Genomic DNA, 13,933 nt, shown 5'->3' with positions numbered 1-13,933 from the left:
CCCTGCCGCGAAGGGGGTGATGCATGGCCAAACCGTTTCACCGGCTAGGCCACCGGTCCGCCGGACATCCGACGGGGCAGGGTGACGGCGCAGGCCGCCCGGCTCGCATCTGCCGTCAGCCAGCCCCTATCTGCTTCAGAACCGCCGCAACGATCGCTTCCGGCCGATCCTCCTGAACGAGGTGCCCCGCACCTTCGATGGGGACACAGGCGCGGTCCGAAATCAGCGTCGCCAGGGCATCCCCCTGCGCATGGGGAAGCCAGCCATCCTCCTGCCCCCAGAGCACAGTGACGGGGCAATCCATCCTGCCATAGAGGCCCTGCACCTCGTCGGTATGACGCTGATCCATCTGGGCGATCTGCCGGTAGAAGGCGGGCTGGCCGACCGGCCCGCGCCAAGGGGCGCTGTAGATCTCGATGGCCTCTTCGGAGAGCGGGGCGTGGGCCGCCGTCTGCAGATAGGCGGCGAGAAGCGCATGATGCATGTAGGCGGGCATCCCCGAAAACGCGGCCTCGTGTTGCCTGACATGCTGGACGAATGGCGACCCCCAGGGCGCCAGCGCCACGGCATCGAAGATCGTCAGCGAGGCGTAGCGCAGACCGTCGAGATAATAGGCCCGCAGGGCGGTGGCCCCTCCGAAGTCATGCGCGAGGACATCCGGTCGCGCGATCTCCCACTCCTTGAACAGAGCTGCGAGGACCCGGTTCTGCACCGCCAAAGATACGTCCTGACCATCGCGCATCTCGGACTGTCCGTAGCCGACGAGATCGAAGTAGTAGATTGTCCTGCGATCGGCGAGTTGCGGCGCGATCCTGCGCCAGACCTGCGAGGAGAACGGCGTGCCGTGGATGGCGATCAGCGGCGGACCGTCGCCGCAGCTCCCCCATCTGACCGCGTTGCCTTCGATGATCGACGTGTTCGGAAGATCCAGCATATGCGTCTCGAATTGCCCTCCGGCCATTCGACGACGTGCTTGCCCGGTATGCAACTCCAGCGAAGCTTTCATGGGGCCTTGGAGAGTATGAGGCAAGTCGGGCTATCCCGGGGCACTGGCCAGCCTCTTAGAAGGTGGGGGCTGGCCGTGCCCGTCAATAAGCTGAGCTGGTTCGACGAACTAGCCGCGCCCCCGAGCAGCTCCAAGCAAGGCCGGCCTTGCGGACGAAGAGGCAAGCCCGGCTGACGCGCTTCCCGGCGGCCTGTGCCACCATGCCGCCGGCTTCGTCGCAGACGAAATCGCACGTGCCGACAGGGCGTCGAACGAATACCGGATCGCCGTGTTCAGGATCATCCCCCTGACTACCGCTGTTTGCGCGCCGGCGATCCCCTGCTTCGAGTCGCCTCTGTGGCGGGCGAGCCTGATCACGACCATCGCCATGGTGGCGGTCATTCTGGTGATCGACACCAACGCCAACGCGCGGTTGGAAGCCTACAGGGGTAAACGCGCGCTGGCGGGGAATTCAGGTTGAACGCGGGCGACCATGCCCAAGTCCTATGGTTGCCCGAGCAGGGTTCTGTATTTCTTCACGAAAAGATCCTCCCCCTTCATCTTCCGCGTCAGCAGGTCACCCACGGTCATGATGCCGAGAAAGGAGCTGCCCCGTCTCGGGCCGAGCGGCACGAGGAGCGGGGACTTTTCGCCCCACGGCGCATAAGGCTTCATCTCCTCGAGCGACTTGCCCTTGCCGAGGCCCAGCAAGGTCCTTCGTAGCCAGGGCAGCTGACGGCTGGTGGCCACGATGGTCATCGCGTCGCCGGCATCGGCAACGTCGCCCGCAGCGAAGACGTTCGGAAAGGAGGCGGGCCGCAGCCAGGGGTCGACCTTGATGCGGCCAGCCGAGCTGGTTTGCGCACCCGGCAAGGCCTGCAGGAGATCCGAGTTGGCGCGCGACCCGAGCACGGGGAAGATGAGATCGAACTCATGCTCCGACCCGTCCGCCAGCCGCAGGCTGCCGGCATAGGGCTCCGACAGGCTTTCGAGGTTCTGGGCCCGTTGTCCGAGGATCAGCTGCACGCTGGCCCGTTGGAGTTTTTTGGCCAAGCCAGCGCCGAGGGCCGCCGGCTTGTCAGGAAACAGCCGCGGCTGATCCGAGATCAGGGTGATCCGTTTGCCAGGCATCGCATGGGCGATCTCCCCGGCAAGCTCGGTGCCGACAGCCCCGGCACCGACGATGGCGACGCTCTTCGCGGCTTTCAATAACGCATGAATGCGGGCGTTCTCGGCCCGAAAGGCGGCGATGTCGTCACCCTTGGGCTTGAAGGGCGCGGCGTTGCCGGAGCCGGTAGCGACGACCACCTGGGTCGCAGCGATGTGCCGTCCGTCCTCCAGCGTCACGCCAGAGCCGTTCACCGACATGGCGCGCGCCTGGACGACTCGGCCGTGCTTCAGCAGGCTGTCATAGGGAATGAGCGCCCGGTCGAGCAGCGCGGGATCGACCACGCCGCGGATCATCGCCGGGGCATGGACGAAGTGGCTGCGCGGTTCGATCAGCGTCACCTCGGCCTTGGCGTCAAGGGATTTGGCAAGCTCGGCGCCGATATAGCCGCCGCCGACGATCGCGATGTGCTGGGTCATGGAAAGGTGCCTTTCTCTGGTGTTGCGACCGAGATAGGGGCGGCCCGACTTTATTGATATTTATACTTTCTACCGATCCATATAAGAAACGATTTATAGGAGGCCGAGGTGAAACTCGATCAGCTGAAGGTTCTGCGCGCCGTTGTCGAGACCGGCTCGGTCAAGGCGGCCTCCGAGCGGCTCAACCGCACGCAGCCGGCGGTGAGCCAGGCGTTGAAGGCTCTGGAATTTCAGACCGGGACGGAGCTGTTCGACCGCTCCGGCTACCGGCTCGAGCTGACCGCGGTCGGGCGGCAGGTCTATCTCCAATCGCTTCGGGTGCTGGCGGAGGCCGATGATCTGTCGCAACTCGTGCGCCATTTCGAAAAGGGCCAAGAGGAGACGATCACCATCGCCGTCGATGCCAGCACCGATTCCGCGCTCCTGATACCGGTGCTGGCGGAGCTTCAGGCCGTTTTCCCCGAGACGCGAATGGTGCTGCGCGCGGAGGTGCTGTCGGGCGCGGTCGGCGCGGTGAAGTCGGGCGAGGCCGCGCTCGCCATCGCGCCGATGCTGCCGGTGATGCTGGAGGAGGAAGGTCTCGATTACATCGCTGTCGATCGGATCGTCATGCGCAACGTCGCAGCCCCCACGCTGATCGACGCGATGGACGGACCTGAGCGGCTGTCGGACCTGCGCCGCTTCACCCAGGTGATCGCCCGCGACAGCGGCCCGGCCAGTGGCCTGTTCGACCGCGAACTCGGTGTCCAGAAGGGCCAACGTCGCTGGTATGTCGGCGACCTGCACACCAAGAAGGCGCTGCTGCTTGCCGGGCTGGGCTGGGGTCGCCTGCCGGAGCACATGATCGCCGGAGAGTTGGCTAAGGGCGAACTGCGGGAGATCGCTCTCCCGCACACGCATCTCGCCTTCGAGGCCGGGATCTTCGCCTTTCGTCAGCCTCGTCCCGTCATCGGTCCGGTCGCGACTGCGCTGTGGAAGAGCTTCGAGAGTCGTTCGGCGGACGCCGCCTCCAGCTAGATCGAGACTGAGGCACTCTCGCGGTTCACGGAGTCGCGCTTGGGTGGAGAGACAGAATGCCGCTCGAGTTTCTTTCCGATCCCGGCCGCAATACGTGGCTAGTTCATCCTGCTACCGTCGTATCAGGGCCGGAAGAACGAGCCAAGTAAGGGGGGGCGTATCGAGTTGCGCTGTAGATCCTAGCCATTGCGTAGCTGGACTACACCCTATGATAGCCTCGACCCGAGGTTGATTCCCGCGCAACGTTTTCATGGGCGAGCCCGACCGGGTCGTTTTCCCTTCTTCCATCAGGAGGGTTCACTGACCAGTGGGACAAGCATGGGAACGGTCCCAATTGGAGTGTATTCCATACTCAGAGCGCCACAAAAGCGAGTGGCTCTCCATGAGGAGGCGAGGTCTATTTTTTGAACCCAGGTAGTTTGTTGTCAGGTTCGATGCATGATGGGATGGAACGTGTCTCGTAGCCGCATTCTGGTGATCGCAGCGTGTGTAATGGGAATTGCGCTGTCCGGCTTTTACCTCATGCGCCAAACAGCAAGCGATCCGATCCTATTGCTTCCTGATCCGGACAGTCGAGATGTTCATCCGGGACGAGAACTGATCGTCAGATTTCCGAAACGTGTCCCGGACGATGTCATTCTCAAGTTGCAGGCCCACGACGGAGACCTGGTTGATCTCGATATACGGCAAGACGAGAGCGACAGGATCATCATCGCTAGACCGGTCGAGCCGCTAGGCTGGGACGAGAGCTACGAGTTTTGCTGGAAGAGCGAAGCAGGATTTTTGAACTCTTGGCGATCTGAGCGGAGAGGGAGCTGCTCCCAGTTCAGAACCATGAGCAAGCGGAGCAGGGCAGGATCCGCAGAGGCACCCATTCTCGTCATCGAAGGCGCTGATCGGCCTTTCAGCCGCTATTACGCAGAGATCCTGAAAGCCGAAGGGCTGAACGCATCGGCACATGTGGTTGCCGACGATTTTGGCTCCGATGACCTGTCCCGCAGATCTGTCGTAATCCTCGATACGACGCATGTTCCGTCCACTACCTGGATGGCATTGCAGGGCTGGGTCCAGAAGGGTGGGCTATTGGTCCTGATGCGTCCGGGTGCCGAGCTTCGTCAGGAGTGGGGGCTGGCGCGCGCAGGAGAGAAGAGCTTGACGGCAGCGATGATGCTGCCTTCGCCCGACACTGAGATCAGTCGCGGCTTCAACGCCGAGCCGCTTCAGGTGCATGGTCCGATTGACAGCGTACCGAGCAATAGCCCGAAAAATTCGGACGTACTGGCGCATCTGGCTCGTCTTGACGGTACGACCCTGCCTCTGAGCGCCTTGTCGGTGGTCCCACATGGGCGCGGGCATGTCGCTGATTTCGCTTTTGATCTTTCCCGCTCAATCGTCCTGAGCCGTCAAGGCAACCCCGCGTGGATCAACGAGGACAGGGATGGCTCGAAACCTGTCCGCGCGAACGATCTATTCTACCCCGACTTCTTGCCTCTCCGCTATGCGGAGGTTCCGATGGCGGATGAGCTACAGCGGCTCTTGGTCAACTTGATCATCGAGCGTGCCCCGATCCCGTTGCCCCGCTTCTGGTACCTTCCGCGAAAGCTGCGTGCCGCTCTCATCATGACGGGAGACGACCATGCCACTGTGGATGGCACCCGAGACATGATGTTTCGACTGGACGAGTTGAGCGCGCCAGGGTGCCGGGTCGATCGATGGGAATGCCTTCGTGCCTCCTCCTACCTCACGCTTCCCACGAAGTTTCACCGGCAGACCGCCCTCGAGTTTGTCGAGAAAGGTTTCGAGCTGGGCGTTCACGTCGACACCGGATGCGCAGAGCGATCGAAGCCGGCCGCGTTCCTCAAACGCATATCAACCGAGTTCCAGAGCTTTCGAAGCTCCTATCCGGAATTACCACCCCAACGGACCCATCGCCTCCACTGCATCGTCTGGCAGGGCTGGGTCGACGTTCCGCGCGAAGAGCGGAAATCCGGAATACGGCTTGATCTCAATTACTACCTCTGGCCGCCGGACTGGATCCAAGGGCGCCAGATTTTCATGAACGGTTCCGGTTTCCCCATGCCTTATGCCGATCTTGACGGGAATGCTCTCGACGTCGCGCAGGTTGCGACGCATCTCGTCAATGAAAATTTGGTTCCGCATCACGAAGGGGTCTCACAGCTTCTCGATGGCGCATTGGGGCCGAACCAATATTTTGGAGCCTTTGCCACGCATTTCGACTACACCGATGACTACGACCAAGTCCTGGCCGAGATTGCACTCGACCGCGGAGTGCCCCTGATATCAGCGGATCAAATGCTGCAATGGCTCGACGGCCGAAACATGTCGAAATTTTCGAGCATCACTTTTGAGGCGGGCAACCTTGAATTCACGAAACATGTCCCTCCGGGAGTGGAGGGGGCTTGGGCGTTGTTGCCGCGTCAGTTCAAAGGCCTCACCTTGTCTCGGATAGAGTGCATGGGCGACCGCGTGGAGCACGTGATACAAGCCATAAAAGGGCTTGATATGGCTTTCTTTCCGGCCACTTCCGGGGATTGCACAGCGCGTTATCTCCTTGCGTCCTCGAATGCGAAGGGCCCGCAGAGAAATGGCATCGCTGCGTCCTTCGTCGAAACTTTAGAGTAGGACTAGGTCCCTGTCAGACCACTGATCCTGCCGTCACCTCCCCCCATATCGGCGCGCCAGGCAGGCCGGGGGTGACAGTCGCACGCCCTCAGGTTTGAAGATGCGCCCACATGAATGCATCGCAGCCCAGAGCACAGCCTCCCGGGTGTCCGGCGAAACGGGGGCATGTCCGCTCACGTTCGAACTGGCTAGCAGTGCCGTGTCAGCGGCGCTACGAGGCGAAAGGTACTCTCATTGTCTGAAAGTGGCTTGCGCTCTATTGAGCTTGAATGCCGGAAAACATGTAGGCGATCATTCCTGACGACATCCCTACGCACCGCGCTGCACAGGAGGAGGGCGTGCAAAACGAACGGCGAACAAACTGAAATCCAGCCGCCTCACCTATCTTGCTGGATATCTTAAGACATCAGCACAGATAGGGTGAGACTGGCGGAGAGACAGGGATTCGAACCCTGGGAACCCTTGCAGGCTCAACGGTTTTCGAGACCGCCCCGTTCGACCACTCCGGCACCTCTCCGCGGTCTGAGGGGCGTTTAGCCACTGCCGCGGGGGGGCGCAAGGCCCCTCGAACGATTTTTCCGCGCGGCCTTGGCGCGCCCCGACGTCAGCCGCCCCAGAGCAGCAGCGAGGTCACCAGCGCGCCGGGATTGGTCTCGTATAGGCCGAGGTCTCCGCCGAGTTGCAGCCGCCGGGCCGGACGGTCGGAAAGGGGCACCGCCGCCGCGTCGAAGGCGCGTTCGAGCGCCGGGCCGCCGCCGGCCTCGATGTCGTTCAGCACGGCGCCGAAATTGCCCTTGACCGCCAGCTCGACCGCGCCGCGCCGGGCGTTGTCCTGCGCGGTGGCCGGCAGCAGCGTCGGGCGCAACCCGGGCAGGGCGCCCGGCGCGCAGGCCGCAAGCAGGACGAGCAGGGGGAGGGAGAACATTGCGCGCATGACGGGCCTTTCGCGGGGGTTGACTTGCCCCCGTGCCTCGCCGATAAGCCCGCATCCCGGCAAGCCCCTTGTCACGGGATGCGCGGCTATCCGCAAGGGATGCGCCGCCGATATCAACGAACGCCCGATGGGCGCGCTGTCCAAAGGTGGGCCACCGGGCCCTCAACGCCCCGCAGGGGGACCTGAGCGACGCGGCATACGAAGGAACGACACATGTTTGCGGTTCTCAAGACCGGCGGCAAGCAATACAAAGTGGCCTCGGGCGATGTGCTCCGGGTCGAAAAGCTGGCTGCAGAGGCGGGTGACACCGTCCAGTTCAACGACATTCTGATGATCGGCGACAGCATCGGCGCGCCCTTCGTCTCGGGTGCCGCGGTGCAGGCCGAAGTGATCGACCAGATCAAGGGTGACAAGGTCATCCACTTCGTGCGCCGCCGTCGTAAGCACTCGTCCAAGCGCACCAAGGGCCATCGTCAGCAGCTGACGCTGATCCGCGTGACCGAGCTGCTGGCCGAAGGCGCCGACAAGTCGGGCGTGAAAGCCGCGATCGGCGCCGGCTCCGCGCCGCGCACCGCCGAGGCCGCTCCGGCCGCCAAGGCGCCGAAGGCCGCCGCCACCGGTGGCGACGACCTCAAGAAGCTGTCGGGTGTCGGCCCGGCGCTCGAGAAGAAGCTGAATGCCGCCGGCATCACCAGCTTCGCCCAGATCGCTGGCTGGTCGGAGGCGGACATCGCCCGCTACGACGAAGAGCTGGGCCTGAAGGGCAAGATCGAGAAAGAGGGCTGGGTCGCCCAGTCCCAGGACCTCAAGGCCTAAGGAGAGAGACACATGGCACACAAGAAAGCAGGCGGCTCCTCCCGCAACGGGCGCGACAGCGCCGGACGCCGCCTCGGCGTCAAGAAGTTCGGCGGCGAAGCCGTGATCCCGGGCAACATCATCATGCGCCAGCGGGGCACCAAGATGTGGCCGGGCGCCGGCGTCGGCATGGGCCGCGACCACACCATCTTCGCCACGGCCGAGGGCCGCGTGACCTTCCACAAGGGTCTCAAGGGGCGCACCTTCATTTCGGTGCTGCCGGTGGCCGAGGCCGCGGAGTAAGCCGGATCTCGATCCGTTGACCAAGAGCGGGGGATCGGTGATAAGCCGGTCCCCCGTTCGCATTATGAACACAAGTGTCGCCCAGCATGGCGGCATGAGTCTCGGCACAGAACCGGGACCCGAGCAGCAGGGTAGCGGAGGAGGCGACCCATGAAGAGCAACGACATCAAGGTGAGCGACGGCCAGCCCGTGATCGAGGCAGAGCGTTTCGTGCTGCGGCCCTTGCGCCGCTCGGACGAGGGGCTGATCGCGCATTACGCCGCCGATCCGCGCGTGGCGCGCGGCACCCGCCGTATTCCGCACCCCTTGCCGCCCGGCACCGTCACCCAGCTGATCGAGCGGGCGCAGCGTCCCGACCGCACCGAGGATGTCTGGGCCATCGACGGCTCGGGGAACCAGCTGGCCGAGGTGTTGGGCCTGGTCACGCTGACCCGCATGGATCGCGGCCAGTCCGAGGTGCATTACTGGGTCGCGCCCGCCTTCTGGAACACCGGTTTCGCCTCCGAGGCGCTGCGGGCCCTGATTGCCGCCAACCCGCATGGCGCGGCGCAGCTCTTCGCCGAGGTGTTTCAGGACAACGCCGTTTCGGCCCGCGTGCTCACGAATTGCGGTTTTGAGTATCTCGGCGATGCCGAGGCCTATTCCGTGGCGCGTGGCGGCACCGCGCCGACCTGGACCTACGCATTGAAGATCGGCTGATGACCCAAGAAATGAAGACTGAACGCCTCCGGCTCAGGCCGGTGCGCATGGAAGATGTTGTGGCAATCCATGCCACGTTGCAGGATATCGAGATCGCGCGCTGGCTCAGCCGCGTGCCCTATCCCTATGGCCGCGCCGATGCCGAGTGGTTCGCGGGCGAGGTCGAGGCTGGTCGCATACCGGCCTACTCCGTGCTCGACGCCGAGGGCTTTGCCGGGGTGATCGCGATCGATCCGACGCTGGGCTACTGGTTCGCGCGCGACCGTTGGGGCCGGGGCTATGCGACCGAGGCCGGGCGCGCGCTGCTCGAGATGCATTTCGCCACCACCGCTGCCGAGGCGGTCGAGGCGGGGTATTACGACGACAATGCGGGGTCCGGCCGGGTGCTGGCCAAGCTGGGCTTCGAGCGGGTGGGCCCGCAGATGTTGCCCTCGATGGTGCTCGGCCACGACGTGCCGGGGCAGCGGACGCGGCTGACCCGCGCCCGCTGGGAGGCGCTGGTCGCGCAAGAGCGCCGCGCCGCCGCCTGACACAGGCGGGCGGTCCCCGATAGGGGCCGTCCGCACGCGCCCTTGAGAAGGGCGGCATGATCGGCTACCTCAAGCGCCTATCCGCAAGAGGCGCCGACCCATGAAATTTCTCGATCTCGCAAAGGTCACCATCCGTTCAGGCTCGGGCGGCAATGGCTGTGTCTCGTTTCGCCGCGAGAAATTCATCGAATATGGCGGCCCCAATGGTGGCGATGGCGGCAATGGCGGCGACGTGATCGCCGAGGCGGTCGACGGGCTCAACACCCTGATCGACTTCCGCTACCAACAGCATTTCTTCGCCCAGAACGGTCGCGCCGGGCAGGGCAGCCAGAAGACCGGCGCCGATGGCGACGACATCATCCTCAGGGTGCCGGTGGGCACCGAGATCATCGACGAGGACGAGGAGACGGTGATCGCCGACCTGACCGAGGTCGGTCAGCGCGTGGTGCTTGCCCGTGGCGGCAATGGCGGCTGGGGCAACCTGCATTTCAAATCGGCGACCAACCAGAGCCCTCGGCGGGCCAATCCCGGCCAGCCCGGGGTGGAGCGCCAGATCTGGCTGCGCCTGAAGCTGATCGCCGATGCCGGGCTGCTGGGCCTGCCCAATGCCGGCAAGTCGACCTTCCTGGCGGCGACCTCGAACGCCCGGCCCAAGATCGCGGATTATCCCTTCACCACGCTGGCCCCCAATCTCGGGGTGGTCGGCGTCGACAACGTCGAATTCGTCGTCGCCGACATTCCCGGCCTGATCGAGGGGGCCTCCGAGGGCCGCGGTCTCGGCGACCTGTTTCTTGGTCATGTCGAGCGCTGCGCCGTGCTGCTGCACCTCGTCGATGGCACCTCGGGCGACCCGATGGTCGATTATCGTACCATCATCGGTGAACTCGAAGCCTATGGCGGGGGTTTGGCAGAAAAGCCGAGGGTGACGGTGCTCAACAAGATCGACGCGCTGGACAGCGAAGAACGGGCCTTCCTGGCCGATGAACTCGCTGCCGAGACCGGCGGCGAGGTGATGTTGATGTCCGGCGCCACCGGCGAGGGCGTGACCGAGGTGTTGCGGGCGCTGCGCGCGCGCATCGACGCGGATCGCCTGCGTCAGAAGCAGATACCGGAAGAGGAAGACAAGACATGGCAACCCTGACGGACGCCAAGCGGCTGGTCGTAAAGATCGGCTCCGCCTTGCTGGTGGACCGGGAGACCGGGCAGCTTAAATCCGATTGGCTGCGCAGCCTGGCCGAGGACGTGGCGATGCTGCGCGACAATGGCACCGAGGTCACGCTCGTGTCGTCCGGCTCGATCGCGCTGGGACGTCGGGTTCTGCACCTGCCCGAGGGCGAGCTGCCGGTCGAGCAGAGCCAGGCCGCGGCCGCCGTCGGTTCGATCCGCTTGGCGCGTGCCTATGAGGACGTGTTCACGCCATATGGCAAGATCACCGCGCAAGTCCTTGTCACTCTTGATGACTCCACGAACCGCCGCCGCTATCTCAATAGCCGCGCGACGCTCGACACGCTGCTGTCGCTCGGGGCGATCCCGATCGTGAACGAGAACGACACCATCGCCACCGACGAGATCCGCTACGGCGACAACGACCGTCTCGCGGCGCAGGTCGCGGTGACCGTCGGCGCCGACCAGCTGATCCTGCTGTCGGATGTCGACGGCTTCTATAACGGCAACCCGCATGTCGACCCGAACGCCAAGCGCTTCGAGGAGGTGGAGGAGATCACCCCCGAGATTCAGGCCATGGCCGGGCTGGGCGTTTCCGGCCTGTCGAAGGGCGGCATGATCACCAAGCTGCTCGCTGCCAAGGTCGCCTCCGAGGCGGGCTGCGACATGGCGATCACTCTAGGTTCGCCTTTGAACCCGTTGAAACAGCTCCTGAACGGCTGCAACGCCACCTGGTTCAAGGCGCAGACCGACCCGCATTCGGCGCGCAAGAACTGGATCTCGGCGATGAAGCCCAAGGGCGAGATCCGCATCGATGCCGGTGCCGCCAAGGCGCTGGCCGACGGCAACTCGCTGCTGCCTGCCGGTGTGACCGGCGTGTCGGGCCGCTTCGGCCGCGGCGATCCGGTGGCGATCACCGGCCCGGACGGCATCCGGGTGGGCTTCGGCCTGACCCGCTATACCGCCGAGGAGACCCGCAAGCTGCGCGGTCACCAGAGCGACGAGATCGAGAAGGTGCTGGGCTACAAGGGCCGCGCCTCGCTGGTGCATCGCGACGACATGGTCGTCTGAGCCCGGCCTGCACCTCGCAACCGAAACCCGCTTCCGGAAGGAGCCCCGCATGACCGACCAGACCGACATCCCCGCCCTGATGAAGGACATCGGCGCGCGCGCCCGTGCCGCCGCCGCCGAGCTGGCCTTCGCCAAGCCCGAGGCCAAGAAGGCCGCGCTCGAGGCCGCAGCCGAGCAGGTGCTGGCCCGTGCCGAGGAGATCAAGGCCGCAAACGCCAAGGACCAGGAATTCGCGACCGAGAAGGGCATCAGCCCGGCGATGATGGACCGTCTCAAGCTCGACGACGACCGGATCCGGTCGATCGTCGACGGGCTGCGCGCCATCGCCGGTCAGGACGACCCGGTCGGTGCGGTGATGACCGAATGGGACATGCCCTCGGGGCTCAACATCCGCCGGGTGCGCACGCCGCTCGGCGTGGTCGGCGTGATCTATGAAAGCCGTCCCAACGTCACCGCCGATGCCGGCGCGCTCTGCCTGAAATCAGGCAATGCGGTGATCCTGCGCGGCGGTTCGGAGGGTCTCAACTCCTCGACCATCCTGACCGAATGCCTCAAGGCCGGCCTCGAGAAGGCGGGCCTGCCGGTCGACGCGATCCAACTGGTGCCGACCCGCGACCGCGCCGCCGTGTCCGAGATGCTCAAGGCCACCGACTACATCGACGTGATCGTGCCGCGCGGTGGCAAGGGGCTCGTCGGTCTGGTGCAGCGCGAGGCGCGCGTGCCGGTCTTTGCCCATCTCGAGGGCATCGTGCATATCTATGTCGACAAGGATGCCGATCCGAAGAAGGCGATGGAGGTCGTTCTCAACGCCAAGACCCGTCGCACCGGCATCTGCGGTGCCGCCGAATGCCTGCTGGTGCACGAAGACCTCAAGGACGGGCTGGGGCGCGAAATCGTCGCGGCGCTGGCCAAGGCCGGCGTCACGGTCCACGCCGCGCCCGAGTTCCAGGACGTCGAGGGCGCGGTGGCCGCGACCGACGACGATTGGGGCCGGGAATATCTCGACATGGATATCGCAGCCAAGACCGTGCGCGATGTCGATGGCGCGATCGAGCATATCCGCGCCTACAGCTCGAACCATACTGACGGCATCCTGACCGAGAACAAGGCCACCGCCGAGCGCTTCTTCGAGCGGGTCGACAGCGCGATCCTGGTGCACAACGCCTCGACCCAGTTCGCCGATGGCGGCGAGTTCGGGATGGGCGCCGAGATCGGCATCGCCACCGGCAAGATGCACGCCCGTGGCCCGGTCGGGGCCGAGCAACTGACCAGCTTCAAGTATCTCGTCGTCGGCGACGGCGCGGTGCGCAGCTGATCACAGCGCGATCTCGATCCCATGCTCGCCCGTGTCGATCGTGACCGGGCGGGCCTGGGCGCGCAGCATCTTGGCGGCCACGGCGAACTGCGCCTCGCTGGGCTGCGCGGCGGGGTCGATCTCGGCCTCGCGCAGCCGCTCCCAGGCGGTCGCGTCGATCCTGAGCCGCGGACCATGGCCCCGCAGCCGCAGCGCGGCGTCCGGGCGCCCCGACACGGTGATCCGGCCGCCATGCGGCAACGCCGTCTCGGCGCAGCACAGCAGCAGCAGCACAAGCTTCAGCAGGTCGCGGCGCATGCTGCCCGCGACCTCCCACTCGATGCGCAGCCGGCTGCCGCGCGACAGCCCGTCGAGCAGCGCCACGATCTCGGATCGGCCGACCGCCTGCGCGGACGACGCCGCGCCAAAGGCGAGGCGAAAGAACCTGACCCGGGCAATTGCGGCCTCGACGCTCTCGGAGATCAGCGACAGCTCCGGCCCCGGCGGCGCGGTCATTTCCAGAAGCTCCACGCCATTGCCGATCGCGCTCAGCGGGCTGATGAGGTCGTGGCACAGGCGCGAGGCGATCAGCGCGTCTAGATCCGGCTCGTCGGTCATCATCCGTTCCAGCAGATTGAGGAGGCCGAGATGGCCGACATGAATTCCATCATCACGCCCGGCATGATCGTGCGCCATCCCGATCGCCCCGAATGGGGCGAGGGGCAGGTGCAGTCGAACATCAACGGGCGCATCACCGTCAATTTCCGCGAGGAGGGCAAGGTGGTGCTCGACGGGGCCAAGGTCACGCTCATCCTCGTCTCGGCAATGGGCTAATTGCAACCCAGAGTAGTGATGAGTTGACGGCTGTCAACTTATGCGTTGGGATGGCTTTGGTTGCCATTCTCCGCCGC

General features: G+C 64.9%; 15 protein-coding genes and 1 tRNA gene. 11 read left to right on the top strand and 5 right to left on the bottom strand.

Annotation, left to right across the window (positions count from 1 at the left end; genetic code table 11):
- Nucleotides 1–115: 115 nt before the first annotated feature.
- Nucleotides 116–934 (bottom strand): alpha/beta fold hydrolase, encoded by an 819-nt coding sequence (locus tag FHS00_RS02350; RefSeq protein WP_183469479.1) that lies wholly within the window; start codon nt 932–934, stop codon nt 116–118.
- Nucleotides 935–1,274: 340 nt separating this feature from the next.
- On the opposite strand from FHS00_RS02350, the gene FHS00_RS02345 reads away from it, so the two are divergent.
- Nucleotides 1,275–1,466: a hypothetical protein gene (locus FHS00_RS02345; protein ID WP_183469477.1), complete on the top strand. Its 192-nt coding sequence runs from the start codon at nt 1,275–1,277 to the stop codon at nt 1,464–1,466.
- A gap of 23 nt (nt 1,467–1,489) precedes the next feature.
- Here FHS00_RS02345 and FHS00_RS02340 read toward each other — a convergent pair whose 3' ends face one another.
- Complete coding sequence (locus tag FHS00_RS02340) at nt 1,490–2,572, bottom strand: NAD(P)/FAD-dependent oxidoreductase (RefSeq protein ID WP_183469475.1); 1,083 nt, start codon at nt 2,570–2,572, stop codon at nt 1,490–1,492.
- Nucleotides 2,573–2,680: 108 nt separating this feature from the next.
- On the opposite strand from FHS00_RS02340, the gene FHS00_RS02335 reads away from it, so the two are divergent.
- On the top strand, nt 2,681–3,589 hold the full coding sequence (locus FHS00_RS02335; RefSeq protein WP_183469473.1) for a LysR substrate-binding domain-containing protein: 909 nt from the start codon (nt 2,681–2,683) through the stop codon (nt 3,587–3,589).
- A 438-nt stretch (nt 3,590–4,027) separates the two neighbouring features.
- Nucleotides 4,028–6,232 (top strand): hypothetical protein, encoded by a 2,205-nt coding sequence (locus FHS00_RS02330; RefSeq protein WP_183469471.1) that lies wholly within the window; start codon nt 4,028–4,030, stop codon nt 6,230–6,232.
- Nucleotides 6,233–6,659: 427 nt separating this feature from the next.
- On the opposite strand, the gene FHS00_RS02325 is transcribed toward FHS00_RS02330, so the two are convergent.
- Together FHS00_RS02325 and FHS00_RS02320 are read right to left on the bottom strand one after the other, a co-directional pair.
- Nucleotides 6,660–6,749, bottom strand: a tRNA-Ser gene (locus FHS00_RS02325).
- An 87-nt stretch (nt 6,750–6,836) separates the two neighbouring features.
- The gene (locus tag FHS00_RS02320) at nt 6,837–7,157 is read right to left on the bottom strand and encodes a hypothetical protein (protein WP_246390923.1); all 321 of its coding nucleotides are present in this window, start codon (nt 7,155–7,157) and stop codon (nt 6,837–6,839) included.
- Nucleotides 7,158–7,379: 222 nt separating this feature from the next.
- On the opposite strand from FHS00_RS02320, the gene FHS00_RS02315 reads away from it, so the two are divergent.
- The 7 genes from FHS00_RS02315 (at nt 7,380) to FHS00_RS02285 (ending at nt 13,043) form a co-directional block, all read left to right on the top strand.
- The gene (locus FHS00_RS02315; RefSeq protein ID WP_183469467.1) at nt 7,380–7,982 is read left to right on the top strand and encodes a 50S ribosomal protein L21; all 603 of its coding nucleotides are present in this window, start codon (nt 7,380–7,382) and stop codon (nt 7,980–7,982) included.
- A 12-nt stretch (nt 7,983–7,994) separates the two neighbouring features.
- Nucleotides 7,995–8,264, top strand: coding sequence for a 50S ribosomal protein L27 (gene rpmA, locus FHS00_RS02310; RefSeq protein WP_183469465.1), 270 nt, complete (start codon nt 7,995–7,997; stop codon nt 8,262–8,264).
- A gap of 150 nt (nt 8,265–8,414) precedes the next feature.
- Nucleotides 8,415–8,963, top strand: a complete 549-nt coding sequence (locus tag FHS00_RS02305; protein ID WP_183469463.1) for a GNAT family N-acetyltransferase — start codon at nt 8,415–8,417, stop codon at nt 8,961–8,963.
- An 11-nt stretch (nt 8,964–8,974) separates the two neighbouring features.
- Nucleotides 8,975–9,493, top strand: a complete 519-nt coding sequence (locus tag FHS00_RS02300) for a GNAT family N-acetyltransferase (protein WP_183469461.1) — start codon at nt 8,975–8,977, stop codon at nt 9,491–9,493.
- Nucleotides 9,494–9,593: 100 nt separating this feature from the next.
- The gene (gene obgE, locus FHS00_RS02295) at nt 9,594–10,634 is read left to right on the top strand and encodes a GTPase ObgE (RefSeq protein WP_183469459.1); all 1,041 of its coding nucleotides are present in this window, start codon (nt 9,594–9,596) and stop codon (nt 10,632–10,634) included.
- Complete coding sequence (proB, locus tag FHS00_RS02290) at nt 10,622–11,728, top strand: glutamate 5-kinase (protein WP_183469457.1); 1,107 nt, start codon at nt 10,622–10,624, stop codon at nt 11,726–11,728. Before obgE ends, proB begins: the two co-directional genes overlap by 13 nt.
- A gap of 49 nt (nt 11,729–11,777) precedes the next feature.
- A complete protein-coding gene (locus tag FHS00_RS02285) occupies nt 11,778–13,043 on the top strand; it encodes a glutamate-5-semialdehyde dehydrogenase (protein ID WP_183469455.1) in 1,266 nt (421 codons plus the stop codon).
- Here FHS00_RS02285 and FHS00_RS02280 read toward each other — a convergent pair whose 3' ends face one another.
- A complete protein-coding gene (locus FHS00_RS02280; protein ID WP_183469453.1) occupies nt 13,044–13,640 on the bottom strand; it encodes a histidine phosphotransferase family protein in 597 nt (198 codons plus the stop codon). It abuts the gene before it with no gap.
- Between the two features lie 30 nt (nt 13,641–13,670).
- On the opposite strand from FHS00_RS02280, the gene FHS00_RS02275 reads away from it, so the two are divergent.
- The gene (locus FHS00_RS02275; RefSeq protein WP_183469451.1) at nt 13,671–13,856 is read left to right on the top strand and encodes a DUF3553 domain-containing protein; all 186 of its coding nucleotides are present in this window, start codon (nt 13,671–13,673) and stop codon (nt 13,854–13,856) included.
- The last annotated feature ends 77 nt before the right edge of the window (nt 13,857–13,933 follow it).

It is taken from the genome of Limimaricola variabilis (genome assembly GCF_014195545.1).
GTDB lineage: Bacteria > Pseudomonadota > Alphaproteobacteria > Rhodobacterales > Rhodobacteraceae > Limimaricola > Limimaricola variabilis.
The sequence above is the reverse complement of the archived record's forward strand: the minus strand, read 5'-3'. Positions and strand labels throughout refer to the sequence as shown.